The sequence below is a fragment of the Streptomyces sp. PA03-6a genome (assembly GCF_033792765.1).
Classification (GTDB): domain Bacteria; phylum Actinomycetota; class Actinomycetes; order Streptomycetales; family Streptomycetaceae; genus Actinacidiphila.
Genome location: NZ_JARAVK010000224.1, coordinates 1 through 15,226 on the forward strand (window position 1 = coordinate 1; position 15,226 = coordinate 15,226).

Below are 15,226 nucleotides of genomic sequence, written 5' to 3' on the forward strand. Positions count from 1 at the left end.
GACCACCGAGATCAGGGCCTGTTCGGCCCTGCGGCGGCGTTCCAGGAGCCAGTGGGGGAAGTAGCTGCCGCTGTGGAGCTTGGGGATGGCCAGCTCGACGGTGGCAGCCCTGGTGTCCCACTCTCGGGGGCGATATCCGTTGCGGTGGTTGACGCGTTCGTCGCTGACCTGGCCGTATTCGGCGTTGCAGAGGGTATCGGCCTCGGCGGACATGAGCGCGTCGGCGAACGTTTTGACCATTGCGCGCAGCAGATCGGGACTCGCCGAGGCGAGGTTCTCCTCGGTCAGAGCGTGCAGGGGCAGACTGTCAGGTGCGGTCATCGTGCTGATCTCCTTCGAGGCTTCGACACTTCGAAGATCAGCCGGTGGCCGTTTGTCTATGCGGGCACCAACCCAGACGCCGGAGCAAACCCCCGCATCAGGTCCAACCCGCTACACCACTTCCAAGGACGCAACCCTAGTGCGACCTGAAGATGCAAGTGGCGCCAACCCCGGGCGAGTGACCGGTCAGTGGATCTCGACCGTATTTCGGACAATGATCTCCGGAGTGTGGACTCCCGAATCCGTGGCTGCAACGATCCACCAGATCGTTCCTGGCTTTCCCGCCGGACGTCATCACCCATGGAGGCATCGTCGCCTCCGATCTCCCACCCCTCTCTGGTCTTGCCTGGCCGGACACAAGGAGCTGCATTAGTGACGCACAACCCATACGTTTCGGGGGATACTTCACCCCGGATGCTCCCGGGGCGCAGAGGCGCCATGTCGTCGGCAGTCGCTCTGGCTGCCATCCTCGCCACGGCGCTCCCCAGCCCCGGGGCCTTTGCCGCTTCCCAGGATCCGACGCCTCGGGAAGAGACAGCCGTGACGGCTCGGGCCGGCGCCGAGACCGTACGTCTCGCTCCCGCGCAGCGCGCGGAACTGCTCAAGGACGCAGCTGAGACGAGTGCCGCGACTGCCACTTCTCTGCGGCTTGGTAGCGGAGAGAAGCTCATACCCAAGGACGTCATCAAGGACGCCGACGGGACTGTGCACACCCGCTACGAACGCACATATCACGGGCTTCCCGTCATTGGTGGAGACCTGGTGGTCCACCAGCGTGGAACTTCGCTAAGCACCACCAAGGGGTCATCCGACCAGATTGCCGTTGCCACGACGGTCGCTTCCGTGCCAGCCTCCAAGGCGCGGAAGTTCGCGCTGGACGTTGCCAAGGCCGAACACACCAAGGAGGTGGCGGCCGAGAAGGCTCCCCGACTTGTTGTCTGGGCTGCGGACGATGGCAAGCCGCGCCTGGCCTGGCAGTCGGTGGTCACTGGGATCCAGAGCGACGGAACCCCGAGCCGTCTTCACGTACTGACCGACGCCAGCACGGGTGAAGAACTGCAGAGCGTCGAGCAGATCCACACCGGCACTGGACAGAGCCAGTACAGCGGTCGTGTGCGGGTCGGTACCGTGCGAGACGGGGCCCTTTACGAACTGACCGATCCACAGCGTGGCGACCACCACACTGAAGACCTGCTCAACGGCGGGGGTGGCGTCGGAGTCCTGTTCACGGACGATGACAACGTGTGGGGCGACGGCACGGCCGCACACCGGCAGACAGCGGCTGTCGACGCCGCTTTCGGACAGCGCGAGACCTGGGATTTCTACCACGACAGGTTCGGGCGTAACGGAATCGCAGACGACGGCGCTGGGGCCGTGTCCCGTGTACATGCTGGTGTCGGCTACGCCAATGCCTACTGGGACAGCGAATGCTTCTGCATGACATACGGTGATGGGGCCGACAACACGCACCCACTGACCCAACTCGACATCGCTGCTCACGAAATGACTCACGGAGTGACGTCTGAGACCGCCGGTCTCATCTATGAGGGCGAGTCCGGTGGCCTCAACGAGGCCACCAGCGACATCATGGCAACAGCTGTCGAGTTCTACGCTGCGAACGCCACGGACCGACCCGACTACATGCTTGGCGAGCTCGTCGACATCAAGGGCACTGGCGAGCCGTTGCGCTACATGGACGAGCCGTCGAAAGATGCCTCGGACAGGGGGGGGTCGGAGGACTACTGGACAACGAGCACCAAGGACCTCGACGTCCACTTCAGTTCGGGCGTGGGCAACCACTTCTTCTACCTACTGGCCGAGGGCAGCGGGAAGAAGACGATCAAGGGCGTCTCGTACAACAGTCCCACCTACGACGGCAAGCGTGTCACCGGCATTGGATTGCACCGTGCCACCGACGTTTGGTACCGAGCCCTGACTCGGTACATGACCAGCACCACCGACTACGCGGGTGCACGCGTCGCCACGCTGCAAGCCGCTGCCGACCTCTTCGGCAAGTCGGGCGAGGCCTACGAGGCGGTGGGCAATGCTTGGGCGGCAGTCAACGTCGGCCCCCGCTTCGTCCACCACATCGCCGCGCTGGTGCCGTCCACCCGGAACATGGCCACGGGTATCCCTGTCAGCCGGCAGGTTCAGGCGAGCGCCAGCCGTCGGGGCGCCCTGACCTACTCGGCGAACAAGCTCCCCACCGGCCTGAAGATCAACTCCACCACAGGCCTGATCTCCGGCACCCCGACAGTAGCGGGTACCTTCGCGACCGTCATCAAGATCCGAACCTCTGTTGGTGACACCCTCGCGCTACGGTGGCCCGTGACCGTTCTGCAGAACGGGGGCGACCACTTCGTCAACCCCGACCGCTACGACATCCCAGCATGGGAGACCGTGGAGGTGCCGATCACCGTCACAGGCCGCCAGGGCAACGCGCCGGCCGACCTCAAGGTCACCGCCGACCTGCACAAGTTCTGGATCGGCGGACAGGTGATCAAACTGATCGCACCGGACGGCACCACGTTCCTGGTTAAGGACTGGTCTTGGGACCCGGGCGATCAGCTCCAAGCTACCTACACTGTCGACGCCTCGTCCATCGCTGCCAATGGCACCTGGAAGCTGTGGATCCAGGACAACACCCCGTCATGGCCTGGCAACGACGCCCTGCCCGGTTACCTTGACAGTTGGAGCCTCGACTTCTGATCAGCACCCCACACAACCGGTTTGTCGTCGCAGCCCGCTGATCTGGACTGCGGCGGCACACCGCTCTGACAACCTTGGCCATGAGCCTCTCAGTCTCAGTGCGGTTGTCGCGGGTAGGGGGCGAGGACGGCTTTGGGAATGACTATGGTTTGTTTGCCGAGCGCGCACACCCTTGCTGTCCGCGGACCATTCACTGGCCCGCGGAGCGAGATGAAGCACAAAGTGTCGGCTACGGCTCCCGTCCGGCGATCAGAAGCAACGCTAGAATGTCAGTCAGAGGGCGAACTCTCGAGGAGAGCCAGGTACCGACGAGCGAACAGGTAGGCGTCTCCCGGCCAGCGCGCTGAGAGATAACGGCCGTCCTCGACTACGAAGGCGTGCGTGTCGTCCTCAGCTGTCCCCCGCTGTGTGAGCACGCGAGGACCGCGTTCGAACTGGGCGCCTGGGTCGGTGAGGGCCCTGCGCACCTCATCCTCGACGTAAGCCGGGTAGGTGCGGTAATAGCGGCCCAAGCGCCATGCAGTCGTCCAATAAGCGGCCCGCTCCATGTACTTGGGTAGGCAGGTGGTGCGGCTGTCAGCGAGCAGGCTGCGCGACGTGTCCTCGTTCTTGGCACGGGCCAGGACGAGGACGCCATGACAGATGGCGCCGAGCGGCCTATTCAGTGCCCAGAACCGGGCCACCTGACGCTGCAGTACGGCCGAACCGAGGTATTGACGCATTCCCGGTGCGTGGCCGCCGGGCAGCAGCAGTCCGTCGAAGGAGGTCACGTCGACCTCGTCCCAGCCCGCAGTGTTGTTGAACGCAGGGCTATGTATGAGTTCTTCGTAATGACGCTTGGCCTCGTCGGCTGCGCCGAGCCGTCCGAACAGCACCCCGCTCAGTAGACGTGGATCGGCCGATGGCCGGGTACCGGGCCGCTCGGTCGCAAAGTCGACCCGGTGTCCCGCGTCGGTGAGTACTTTCCATGGCACCGCGGCCTCGGTCACATCGAAACCTTGGTCAGGCACCGGCATCAAAACACGCACATCAGCATCATGACACAGGCCTCTCGTGTCCATGACACTGCGCGACGCGCTTCGATACGCGCGGTGGGGATCGCACACCGCCCTGAAGGAGCGGGCGGACAATCCTAGTTGGGCTCTATGCCGCCCGCGCACGGCCCGGACGCCAAGCACCAGGTCCTTACCGTGCCCAGGGGTTCTCGCTCGCGATCTCACCGGCCTGCAGAAGCCGCAGCGACGTCGCACAGTCGCTGGGCCCTGCTCGGCAAGGTTCCGAGTGTTGCGGCTGTTGCCGGTCGGTCCCGACGCCGGCAAGGAGCTTCGAGGCCGGCGTCCGAGCCCTGCTGGCTGTCCAGCCGTTCCGCCGCTGCGCCGTTGACACGCAGGTCCGCAGGTCATGCGTGATGACCGCATTCTCGTCCCGTCCCGTGAACCGGTCGGCCATCCTGTCGGACTCGGTCCTGGAACAGTTGGTGTTCGGCGGTCGGTCCGTCGGCCTTGGGCTTGCAGACCGCAGCAACGGACGGTCGGTCATCTGCCGCAGGTGGCGACAGGAGTTCGACTCGACGCTCAGAGTTGCGAACGTCGTGCTCCCGATGGGTATTGGGCATGCTCCGGAAATGATCAGTTAACAGTACGGTATTGCCTACGACACTGATTGGCTACAAGGTGTCCTCCAGTGAACGCGTCGATTCGTTGTGGGAGGGGTCACAGCGGGACGTAAGTTCCGCAGCAGCAGCCTGATTTGGGCGGTTGTGCGCACTTAAGTGAAGGGGGCGGCAGGCGTGGGTCGGCCTCTTGGGAGTGCGAGTGCAACGTTCGACTCAGTCTGTCGTCGTGTCCCGAAGCGACCTGTTCGAGACCAAACATCCTGAATGCAGCAACAAAGGATTCTCGTTGACTCTCGGATTCCCACGCAGGTCGGGGCCGCTCATCCTCGCGGCCGCGACCGTACTGGCGGTCACCCCGCCCGTATACGGCCAGTCACAGCAGGCGTCTGTGGCCGCGGAGACTGCCCCACAGACCCCGGATGCCCGCGCACCCCAAACGCTTACCCTTATCACCGGCGATAAGGTCACCGTCCGTAAGCAGGGCTCTGGGCCCAGCACCACGACGGTACAGGGCCCGGACGGTGAGCCGATCGGGGCACACGTCACCTCGGTGGGCACGGATACGTACGTGTATCCCACCAGCGTCATGCCCTACATCGGCGCGGGACTGATCGACAAGCGCCTGTTCAATGTCACATTGCTTCTCCGGGACGGGTACGGCGACGCACATGCCGACCGGCTCCCGCTCATCCTCACCTACAAGGACGCCGGCACCGCGAGGCGTGCGACAGCCGTGCCGGAAGGCGCCACCGAGATGCGCGCCCTCAACAGCATTCGCGGCAAGTCGATCACCGAGGATCTAGGCGCAGCACATGACTTCTGGTTCTCCCTGACCGGCGGGGATTCTCCACCTCCCGATGCTCGCGGTGACAATGCCTCACCCGCTTTCGCGAAGGGCGTCGCGAAGGTGTGGCTGGACGGCAAGGTCAAGGTGAGTCTGGCCGATACGGTGGCGCAGATCGCTGCGCCGCCGGTCTGGGCGAAGGGCAACACCGGTCAGGGCGTCGACGTTGCTGTGCTGGACACTGGTGTGGACGCACAGCATCCAGACCTTGCCGGTCAGATCGAGGCCGGTGTCAGCTTCGTGCCTGGTGAGGACGTCACCGACCACAACGGCCACGGCACCCATGTCGCGTCCACCGTCGCCGGTTCAGGCGACGCTTCCAACGGCAAGGAAAGAGGTGTTGCGCCCGGAGCCCGCTTGCATATCGCCAAGGTCCTGGATGAATTCGGCAGCGGCTTCGACTCCTGGATTCTGGCCGGGATGGAATGGGCGGCCAGGGAGCAAAAGGCGAAGATCATCAGCATGAGCCTAGGCGGCTCGCCCACCGACGGCACCGACCCGCTGAGCCAGGCTGTCAACACGCTCAGCGAGGAGACCGGTGCCCTCTTCGTCGTTGCGGCAGGCAACAACGGTCCGACAGAAAGTACTGTAGGCACCCCCGGGGCCGCGGACGCAGCACTCACTGTCGGCGCCGTGGACTCCGCCGACCACCTTGCCGAATTCTCGAGCCGTGGTCCGCGGTATGTCGATCACGCTCTCAAACCGGAGATTACCGCTCCCGGCGTCGGTGTGCTGGCTGCACGGTCCCAGTACGCGCCAGGGGAAGGTTTCTACGCCACCATGAGTGGCACGTCGATGGCCACCCCCCATGTGGCCGGCGCAGCCGCACTTCTGGTGGCAAATCATCCTGACTGGGACGGCCAGCAGCTCAAGGACGCACTAGTGAGCACGGCCAAGGCCACCCCAGAGTACGGACCGTACGAAGGCGGCAGCGGACGACTGGATATCGCCGCTACGACGAACGCCACAGTGTTCGCCACTGGTACCGCGTACCTCGGCATTCATCCGCAAGGTGACGAGCAGTCCGGGTCGACTGAACGGCGGGTGACCTACACGAACACCTCCAGCGGTGACGTGACACTGAACCTGAAGGTTGTCGCCCCCGGCATGCCGACCGGTTTGATCTCCCTGTCCACACCCCAGGTCGCCATTCCGGCCGGTGGCACCAGGACGATCACGGTCTCCGCCGATCTGAGCAGAGCACCGGACGGCAGCCTGTACACCGGTCAGGTCCAGGCTTACGGTTCCGACGGCCAGCTATTGGCGGATACGGTCATCGGAGTCAGCACCGAGGACCGGCCCCGCCATCTGGTGGTAGAAGCCACGGGCAGAAGGGGCGAACCAATCCCCGGCACAGTCATGATGATTCGCGAGGGCGATCCGGCAGACTCCTTCTATGTGTACGGCATGGGTAACGGCAGAGCCGACCTCCTGGTGCCGGAGGGCACCTACGCGCTCTGGATGTGGGGAGACGTTGAAGGAAGTCACGGTCCCAACTCTCGTGGTACAGCACTCTTCGATGCACCCAAGGTGGTCGTCGCAGCTGATACGACCGTGCGCTTCGACGGCACCACCCTGCGAGAAATCAAGGCTGTGACGCCTCGGCAGAGCGTGGACTCCGAGATGCGACTGGACTACCACCGGGCGATCGGGAGTACGGCCGCTGCCACATACTCGCTGATCGTGGCCTCGGCCCACGACAGCATGTGGGCGGAACCGGGCCCGCAGGTACGTGACGGGGAAATGTCCGTCACTGCGCGATGGCGCAAGATTCAGCCGGTCCTGACCGTCGCTTCCAACGACACTTCTTTCGACGACTTGCGTGTCATGGCGAACTCGGGGGCCCTCCCCGAGGGCAGCAGACACCTCACGGCTGTTTTTGCGGGTGACGGTGCCACGGCTGACTACGCCGGCCTCAACCCGAGGGGGAAGGCCGCAGTCGTCCGCCGCGGCGATCTGGACGAGCAGGTTGCCGCAGCACAGAAGGCTGGCGTGGTGCTCCTCCTCGTCGTCAATGACGAGCCCGGGAGGTACTTCGACAGCGTTACAAAGACGCCGCTGGCCGTGGCGTCCCTGACGATGGATCTGGGCGACCATTTGATCTCCCAGTTGCGGAGCAGGGGTCAGGTGAACCTCCAGGTGGAGTCACATCCCGTCACCGACTATCTTTACGATCTGGTACGCCAGTGGAGCGGCACAATTCCAAGTGACCTGACGTACCGACCGAGGCAGAGTGACCTCGCCCAGGTCGACGTCGACTTCCACAGCAAGTCCTCGAGCCAGATATTCGACTACCGCTACGACATGAATCCTCACCTGAAGACCAGGGCGCGGAGTCTCCCAGCGGATCTCCGCTTCGGGCGCTTCCGTACCGACTGGGTCACCGCCGACAGTTTCGTGCGGTGGGCAGCGGAGGTGGAGGCCTACGCGCCAGACGATTTTCGCACCTTCCAGTCGGGTGGGAGCACCGTCTATCCGCGCGGCCGTTCCTCTCGCGAGCAGTGGCTGGGGCCCATCCAACGACCGAGGATCAACGACTCCGTCGCTCTCCCTCGGCGCGAGGGCGACCGCATCACCGTTGAGGCGCCCGGCTGGGGTGACTCCGGAGCCGATCACGTCAGCATTGACAGCGGCCTGGGCGCACTCGACCAGACAATCAGCCTGCAGCAGGGGGGTGCCGTCATCGAGCGAGTCAGCGGATCCAGCTACGTAAGCAGCGTGACTCTCAGTCCGCGCCGGCTCCCCTACCGAATCGTCACCACCACGGAACGTGATCCAGCGGCGTATCCGTATTCCATCCGCACTCGAACAGCCTGGGACTTCATCTCCGGATCGCCGAAGGCTGGCAAGTTTGCTCAGCTGCCGCTCATACAGCTCGACTACGTGGTGGACACCGATCTCGAGCACAAGGCCGCTCGATCCGCCAAGTTGACACTCCGGGCGTCTCATCTGCCAGGGGGGCCGACCGCGAAGAGCATCGATTCTGCTGGGTTGAAGGTCTCCTACGACGATGGTGCCACGTGGAGCGATCAGCGCATGAGGCGGACGGCGAACGGCTGGGAGACCCAGCTGCACGCTCCGGACCGGGCACGGCACATCACGCTGCGGGCACAGGCCCGCGATAGCGACGGAAACGGCGTGGAACAAACCGTGGTCCGGGCATTCGGCCTCAGGTGAACAAGCGCCTGGACAGCCTCTAACATCACCCGAGTGAGGCCGGGACGGTCCCCCGGGGAAGAAACATGCCGCGACGCTGTGGCGCGGCTATCTCCCCGGGGGACCGAATCGCCTTGAACCTCATGCAGCGGGCGTTGGCACCTGCCACACATCCGTTGCGTTGCCTTTGCGAAGAGCAGGATGTCACTGGGGACGGCGTCTGCCGAGTGTCCAGCCGTTCAGGGGTGACGTGTCGATGAGGAGGGTTCGCTCGCGTTTGATAACCGGGAGCACCAGGCGTGACGGACGGCATCGGATTCACTGCGGTTGGCATACGTGATCAGCTGACCTGAGACAGTCCTCCGTCCGGCTCCCGGTTCTCATCGGCTCGTCGGTGGTGCTCGATGCGCGCGGCTTCCAGCAAGCGCCGCCAAGAGATCACCGCGGGCCGGCGTCGGAGCAGAGCTCGTCTCTCGCGTTCGGTCATGCCACCCCAGATGCCGTGCTCGATCTTCTGGTCCAGGGCGTGGGCGAGACACTCTGTTCTTACCGGGCAGCCGGTACACAATGCCTTCGCCTGGCTCTGCACCGCACTTTCGCAGAAGAGTGCGTCCGGCTCGGCGCTCCGGCAGAGCGCTTGCGCACCCCAAGTTCCCTCGTCTACCACCCCGATGTTGTCCTCTCCCCAGTCGGCCCACCGCACTATCGGGGCAGGCACAGTTCGGAAACGATACGACAGCCGCGTCGGGCACGGCCGCAGGCCGACAGGACATCGGGCTGGGGAGTCGAGTCCGACTGCCGTACGCGGCCTTCTGCCACGCTTGGGTGTTCTCGCGACCGGTTTCTGCAGGACTTTGCAGCGTGGAGACGTTGACACGACGCGCGTGCGACTGGTCCTGCGAGGCCGAGCGCGGGTTGTGTCCCCGCGCAGTACAGCCATGCCTAGTGCTTCGTCGTCGGAGGTACGTGCGGGGCCTGGCTGACCGTACTGTTAGCCGGCTAGATGTGGCGTGCCGCCCGTGACGACTCTTCCGCGTCGCGGCCCGCTCTCTATCCACGTTACAGAGGCTGTTGCGGTTCAGTGCCATGAGCGGTTCATGGGATCGATGCGCTTCCGCAGCCGTCCGTGAAGTGAGGTGAAGCTCTGACCCGTCGTCCGCCGCGGGGAGGACGGGTCAGGGGGAAGCGCACTCTGCACCACGTCCATTCCGGATTCCAGGGAATCGCGGCGTTGTGCGGGTTCGGGGTCGTGGTCTGCCTCGTGCGCAGCCTGTCGAACGGACGCCTCGAGCCTATGGTGAGGGATGCCGCTCTCAGCAGCATGGGCGATCAGTGATCGGGTCAGTTCAGCGCTGGCATCGGACCAATGAGTGAGGGCAGTGATGGCGTAGGCGTCCGTGGCACTGTGATATCTGGCATCCGCTGCGTTGACGGCACGCTGGAGCTCGATAAGGCGCATGGGGATGTGCATGGCGCCTAATGTAAGCCAGCTCGCACGCAACGTATGACCGGGCTTGCGTTGCCAACATTTACGCCTGCCTACCTCCCTCTTGCCTCTCCTTTCCGGAAGGTCACCCTACGATTCGGTGTCGTGTCATCAAGGGCTGCTATGGGGGTGGGAGGAGCAACCGAACGGTTCAGGGCTGCCGAGATTGGGTCCTGGCCTATGAATGCCGCGTCCCCAACAGCCACACCAGGGATGCACGCGTTGGCGCTGATGACTGCGGACGCCCCGCCTAGCGCGTCCACGACGACGGCAAGAATCACCTGGTGAGTCAGACGGGGTGCGGAGATTGGCGCGCACATCCGAATATGTGACAGCGAAGTTCAACGTGGTGAGGGTGCCTGCTGAGATAATTTTTACCTAGCAGAGTGAGATCACGGATGAATTGCTCCTTGGTCAGGATAACTGTTCATCCACCCATACGCCTGGGGGTCTCGCTGTTTGCAAGCGAGGTCCTGCCGCCTTCTACCTCCCGCAGGAGGCGGCAGGGCTTTGTTGACGCGATCTGATGTTCCGATCAACTTGGTCGGAAACCGCCCCCTGTCGACGTATGGTCACGTGACCTGTTGACTCTGAAGGGCCATGGTGACTGGTCCAGAGTGTTGGGGGAGGGGGGCGGCCGCTGCGCCGGGTCGGAGCGATTCGAGGTCAGCTTCGCCAGCGCTGTCTGCCGGGACAGCTATCACCGGCAAGTCGGCGCCCTGGGTATGTAGGGTGCCGCTTCAGCCGTGCTGCCCTTGCCACCCGCCCGCCGGCCCCCAAGACGGGTCGCAGAACGCAACCTGCGACCACGGCCCGAACACCACATCTTGCGCGCTGCGATCGATCGCCCACATCGGCGCTCCTCCATTGTCACGCCCGAACGAGGGTGCCCGAATTTTCAGCTGAGTTATCCAGTTTTCAAGTGCATATCGGGACATCTTGCGCTGTTCTGCGGCTATATCGCGCTGGCGATACTAGGACACGATCCCCCGCTGACGAGGCCACCCACAGGTCGCAGCTCATCGACGTTCCCCAGGCAGAAAGCAGGTTTGGGCAGTATGCGGGTCAAGCTGCGACTGTGCGTAAGTGGCCAGACCCCGCAACGAGGTTCTGCACTGCCGCGCGGGCACGGCGACCGCTGCGTCTGCGCATGCTCGCAAGTAAACGTCAGCGGCGCGGCAGAGTACCTTCGCACCTCGGTCATATGCTGTGCTCTCCTCACCGCGAGGCCTCGGGCGGGGCCCTGGGCGGGCAGCCGACCCGCCGGAGGACATCAACTTCCCTCCAGAACACTAGAAGTCCGAAGGGAAGCCGACTGTCCCGGTCCTTTCTCTGGACTTATGAGGAAAGTCCTAGCCGTGCCCTGGAGCTCTGTGGCGGCCTAGGAGCGGCTGCTCCTCGTCGCCCCGCACGCTGTCCCCGTCGTGGTAGGCGCGAACGGCCCCGGTGGTGGCAGGCAGAGCGCCCTTCTCGGGTGGGGCGGAGACGGGCTGGCGTGCGTCATGTTGAACAGCCGATTCCAGAGTCTGGTATGGGATACCGCTGTCAGCGGCGTGTGCTATGAGGGCATCAGTCAGCGCAGCATTGGCGTCAGACCAGACTGCCAGAGCGACGTTAGAGTTGATTCCTTGATTGCTGTGATAGCGGGCATCCGCTGCGTCAACGGCACGCTGGAGCTCGACAAGGCGTACGGGGATCTGCATGGCAACCTAATGTAGATGAAACAAGCGGGGAGCGAGGTTCGGCGTTCCGTGCGATGCAGTACTTTCGGAGGATGGCGTGCGCATTCCAAATAGTGACGCCAAAATTCAATGCCGCGATAGTATTCGCCTGCTCTAATGAAAGTCTGGTGCGCCCGAGGGTGTACGCGCCACGTCTGGATGACCCGCTTTGGTGGGGCTGGCGGCACGGCGCCCGCTGTCCCGATGGCGCTCACGCGTTAGGATTGCTGGGGCAAGAGGGAGCCCGCCGGTTAAAATTTGCGAGCGCGGTACGCCGGCACTCGTAGTCGGCGTGGCGCAAGTGAGGTAAACAAGTCCCGGCTGCGGAGTCGGACGCGAATCGGGAGCCGCCGGTTTCTGAGGTATGGTTATGTCGCCTTCGGTGCAGCAGCCGTTCTAACCTCCTGGTCCGGAAGCTGTCGTATGCCTCAGGGAAAAAGGGGACCAAGGCGCTCGGGTGGGGCCGAAGACCGTGGGGGTACTCGGCCTCACCTGCCGTGGAAGTCGACTAATAACGTAGCGTTGCCTTGCGCAGCGTGAAGCCGGCAATCAGCTCAAGGTGTTGCCAGGGCCAGTCTTGAAGACCTGAGATTGTAATGGCGTCTCGGTAGCGGAAGTATGCATCCGTCCTCTAGCGTCCACCGCAAAAGGGCCGTATGCGCTCCCGCGCATGCAAACTTTGATCCTGTGTTCATCCGCCCGTCGATCGAGCTTCCCGGCCCGATACGCAGACGAGCAAGCAAGATGGGAATCCATATGTCGACAACAAGCCGGTCCGTCACGATGCTGCTGATTAGCGCGGGCGCGGCTGCAATGACGGTCTGCGCCATCGGCTCGACGACCGCATACGCGAGCGGACAGCAGCCGAGAACCGGCCAGAGCACTTATCAGCCCAGTCCGGACTCCGGAAAGAACCAGGCCAGCGAGTGCCAGTTCTCCTTGGACGGACGCACCTGGATTCCCGCGGCCAAGGTTCAACAGAGCAATCTGGTGGCCGGCAGCGACAGAAACGTGCGCATCGGTGTTAAGGCCAACGGCGACGCCACCTGCACGGTCTCCCTGGCTTCCTACGGCGCTCAGGGAGGGACCTGGCAGACCTCCGGCAAGCAGGTTTTCCAGGACTTCGACACAGTCACACTCACTCATGGGGCGATCGCCGCACTCGCCATCAGCGTGCCCGGACCTGACTGCTTTGCCCAGATCGATCTCTATCGCGGCAACAGCAAGCATGACGGCATAGCCGCCCCTCTTCCTGAGGGGCCCAACCATCCGGTCTTCAACAACGACCTGATCGCCGCCTGGCGCGGTGGAACCCAGAAGTGCACCGCATCCCCCAGCCCCACGCCAAGCAGTTCTGCTTCGACTCCCGCAGCCACACCTTCGCCTTCCGCGCCCACTCCCAGCCCCTCCAGCTCCGCTTCGGAGCCGACCCCTTCTGAGTCCACTTCCACTTCTTCCGCACCATCACCTTCCACGTCCTCTCCCGGAGCCAGCGCACCCACCACACCCTCCGACAACGAAGGCCCGCTTGCCGACACCGGCACCAGCTCTACGACCTTCGTTGCTACTGCAGCCGCCCTTGCGCTGACCGCCGGTGGCATCGCTCTCGTCGCCACTCGACGCCGGAAGGTCATGCGCCACCACTGACCGCATCTCCTGCTCCCACACCATGCACAAGCCGTTCGGTCCCTCTAACGCGAGAACCGGACGCCGACGCGAGGCCACCCAGCGCAGCGAAGGCAGAGCACTACGGCTCTCATCCGCTGCCCGTTCGAGTGAGTACCAGCTGTGTGGGGCGCAGAGATGTATCTGGATGCCGGTCGGGTCTGTACCTCCTGAAGGGGGTACAGACCGCGCCTCCTGTCGCCGACGACCAGGCCCGAAGTGGGTCTGCGCAAGGTGCCGGTCTTGTCCCTCTGCTTGTGACGGCAGCAGCGGATTGCGGAGACGAGCGGGCCGCCGCGGATGATCATTGTGGAGCGAAACGTTCACGGGTTTTGACCGAGAGGGCTGGGTCACCCCTATCTACCGTGCTCCGCAGGCCGGCGTCGGTTGGGCAGACTGCGCCCGCTGTGCCCACGCGCCGGGCGCTCATCGCCTGGGCCCTGGCCAACCCTATCCGCAGGACCGCGCCTTAGAGGTCGTCTCATTTGGTGAGTCTGCGGTAGCAGATGAGGGTGCAGGCAATGCTCGTGAAGGCCAGGAAGTGGTCGGCTGAGCGTTCGTAGCGGCGGTGAAGCCGGCGGCATCCGGCGAGCCAGGCCATGGTCCGTTCGATCTTCCAGCGATGCCGACCCAGGCGTGCGGATGACTCGATGCCCCTGCGGGCGATGCGGTGGGCGATGCCGCGCTGCCGTAACCATCGTCGCAGGTGAGCGTAGTCGTAGGCTTTGTCCGCGTAGAGCTTGGAGGGCTTGCGCCGGCGCGGTCCGCGGCGGGAGCGGATCGGCGGTATGCCGCGGATCAGAGGAATCAGTGCCTGGCTGTCATGCGTGTTCGCTCCCGAGATGCCGATGGAGATGGGCAGACCGGAGCCTTCGGTGATCAAGTGGATCTTCGACCCGTTCTTGCCCCGGTCGACAGGATTCGGGCCTGTCAGGTCCCCCCTTTCAGGGCCCGCATGTTCACCGAGTCGATCGCGCACCGGCTCCAGTCCAGCTCGCCGCGCGAGCCCAGTTCGTCGAGCACCAGGCGGTGCAGCTTCGCCCACACCCGGGCCTTGCTCCACTCCGTGAACCGGCGATGCGCAGTCGCTCCCGACGGCCCGAACGACGGCGCCGGCAACTGCTGCCACGTGCAGCCCGACGTCGCCACGAACACGATGGCCGCCAGCACTTCCCGATCCCCGTGCCGCCGCCGGCCACCGCCTTGCGGCCTGGTCGGTGCAGGCGGTACCACCCGCTGGAACAAGGCCCACAACTCATCCGGCACCAGCCGCTCAACGATCCCCACACCCGCAGACTACCGAACCAGCCAAATGAGATGACTTCTTATCAGATGCTGGTGCTGTGGGCGCGCGGCTTGGGTGGGACAACACATGTGTGCTGTTGATCCTGGAATCCACGGACGTCGACGTACGGGAAGGACAGCGGTGGGTGACGAACAGCTGCGCGACGTCGACTGTAGGCCACTGGGCGCTCTGCAAGACTCGCATGAGGCATTGTCAAATGCTGTAGAGCGACCGGACGGTCTCATGTGACCGGTCGATCAGGTAAGTGAGGTTTTCTCAGCGAAATGATCTTCGCGAAACGTTGTGAACCGCTCGCCTCTGGGTAGATCGGACGAAGTCATCCTGGTCGTGGGCAGACGTAAAGCCCCTGGTAGGACAGGTCTCACCACAAGATCTTGTCCGAACCACCAGAGGCTTCACGTTG

General features: G+C 64.1%; 8 protein-coding genes. 3 read left to right on the top strand and 5 right to left on the bottom strand.

All coding sequences use genetic code 11. The features are described from left to right. A partial coding sequence (locus PV350_RS36220) for a transposase (protein WP_500337752.1) occupies positions 1-321 on the bottom strand: 321 nt, incomplete at its 3' end. 438 nt (positions 322-759) lie between these two features. Here PV350_RS36220 and PV350_RS36225 point away from each other — a divergent pair. Beyond that, a complete protein-coding gene (locus PV350_RS36225; protein WP_500337754.1) occupies positions 760-3,030 on the top strand; it encodes a M4 family metallopeptidase in 2,271 nt (756 codons plus the stop codon). 269 nt (positions 3,031-3,299) lie between these two features. Here the strand turns inward: PV350_RS36225 and PV350_RS36230 are convergent, their stop codons facing one another. Next, positions 3,300-4,091, bottom strand: a complete 792-nt coding sequence (locus PV350_RS36230) for a type 1 glutamine amidotransferase domain-containing protein (protein WP_500337756.1) — start codon at positions 4,089-4,091, stop codon at positions 3,300-3,302. A gap of 1,122 nt (positions 4,092-5,213) precedes the next feature. Here PV350_RS36230 and PV350_RS36235 point away from each other — a divergent pair. Then, positions 5,214-8,666 (top strand): S8 family serine peptidase, encoded by a 3,453-nt coding sequence (locus tag PV350_RS36235; protein WP_500337758.1) that lies wholly within the window; start codon positions 5,214-5,216, stop codon positions 8,664-8,666. Positions 8,667-8,985: 319 nt separating this feature from the next. Here PV350_RS36235 and PV350_RS36240 read toward each other — a convergent pair whose 3' ends face one another. Together PV350_RS36240 and PV350_RS36245 are read right to left on the bottom strand one after the other, a co-directional pair. Then, positions 8,986-9,363: a WhiB family transcriptional regulator gene (locus tag PV350_RS36240; RefSeq protein WP_500337759.1), complete on the bottom strand. Its 378-nt coding sequence runs from the start codon at positions 9,361-9,363 to the stop codon at positions 8,986-8,988. A 360-nt stretch (positions 9,364-9,723) separates the two neighbouring features. Further along, positions 9,724-10,116 carry a hypothetical protein gene (locus tag PV350_RS36245; RefSeq protein ID WP_500337760.1) on the bottom strand — a complete coding sequence of 131 codons (393 nt, stop codon included), beginning with the start codon at positions 10,114-10,116 and terminating at the stop codon, positions 9,724-9,726. A 2,423-nt stretch (positions 10,117-12,539) separates the two neighbouring features. On the opposite strand from PV350_RS36245, the gene PV350_RS36250 reads away from it, so the two are divergent. Further along, entirely contained in the window at positions 12,540-13,499 is a 960-nt protein-coding gene (locus tag PV350_RS36250) for an LPXTG cell wall anchor domain-containing protein (protein ID WP_500337762.1), read from the top strand. Between the two features lie 499 nt (positions 13,500-13,998). Here PV350_RS36250 and PV350_RS36255 read toward each other — a convergent pair. Further along, positions 13,999-14,798, bottom strand: a protein-coding gene (locus PV350_RS36255) for an IS5 family transposase (RefSeq protein ID WP_500337764.1) whose coding sequence is annotated in 2 segments (ribosomal slippage) — positions 13,999-14,457 and positions 14,460-14,798 — 798 coding nt in all. Because the reading frame shifts where the segments join, the coding sequence is not laid out codon by codon here. Between the last annotated feature and the right edge of the window lie 428 nt (positions 14,799-15,226).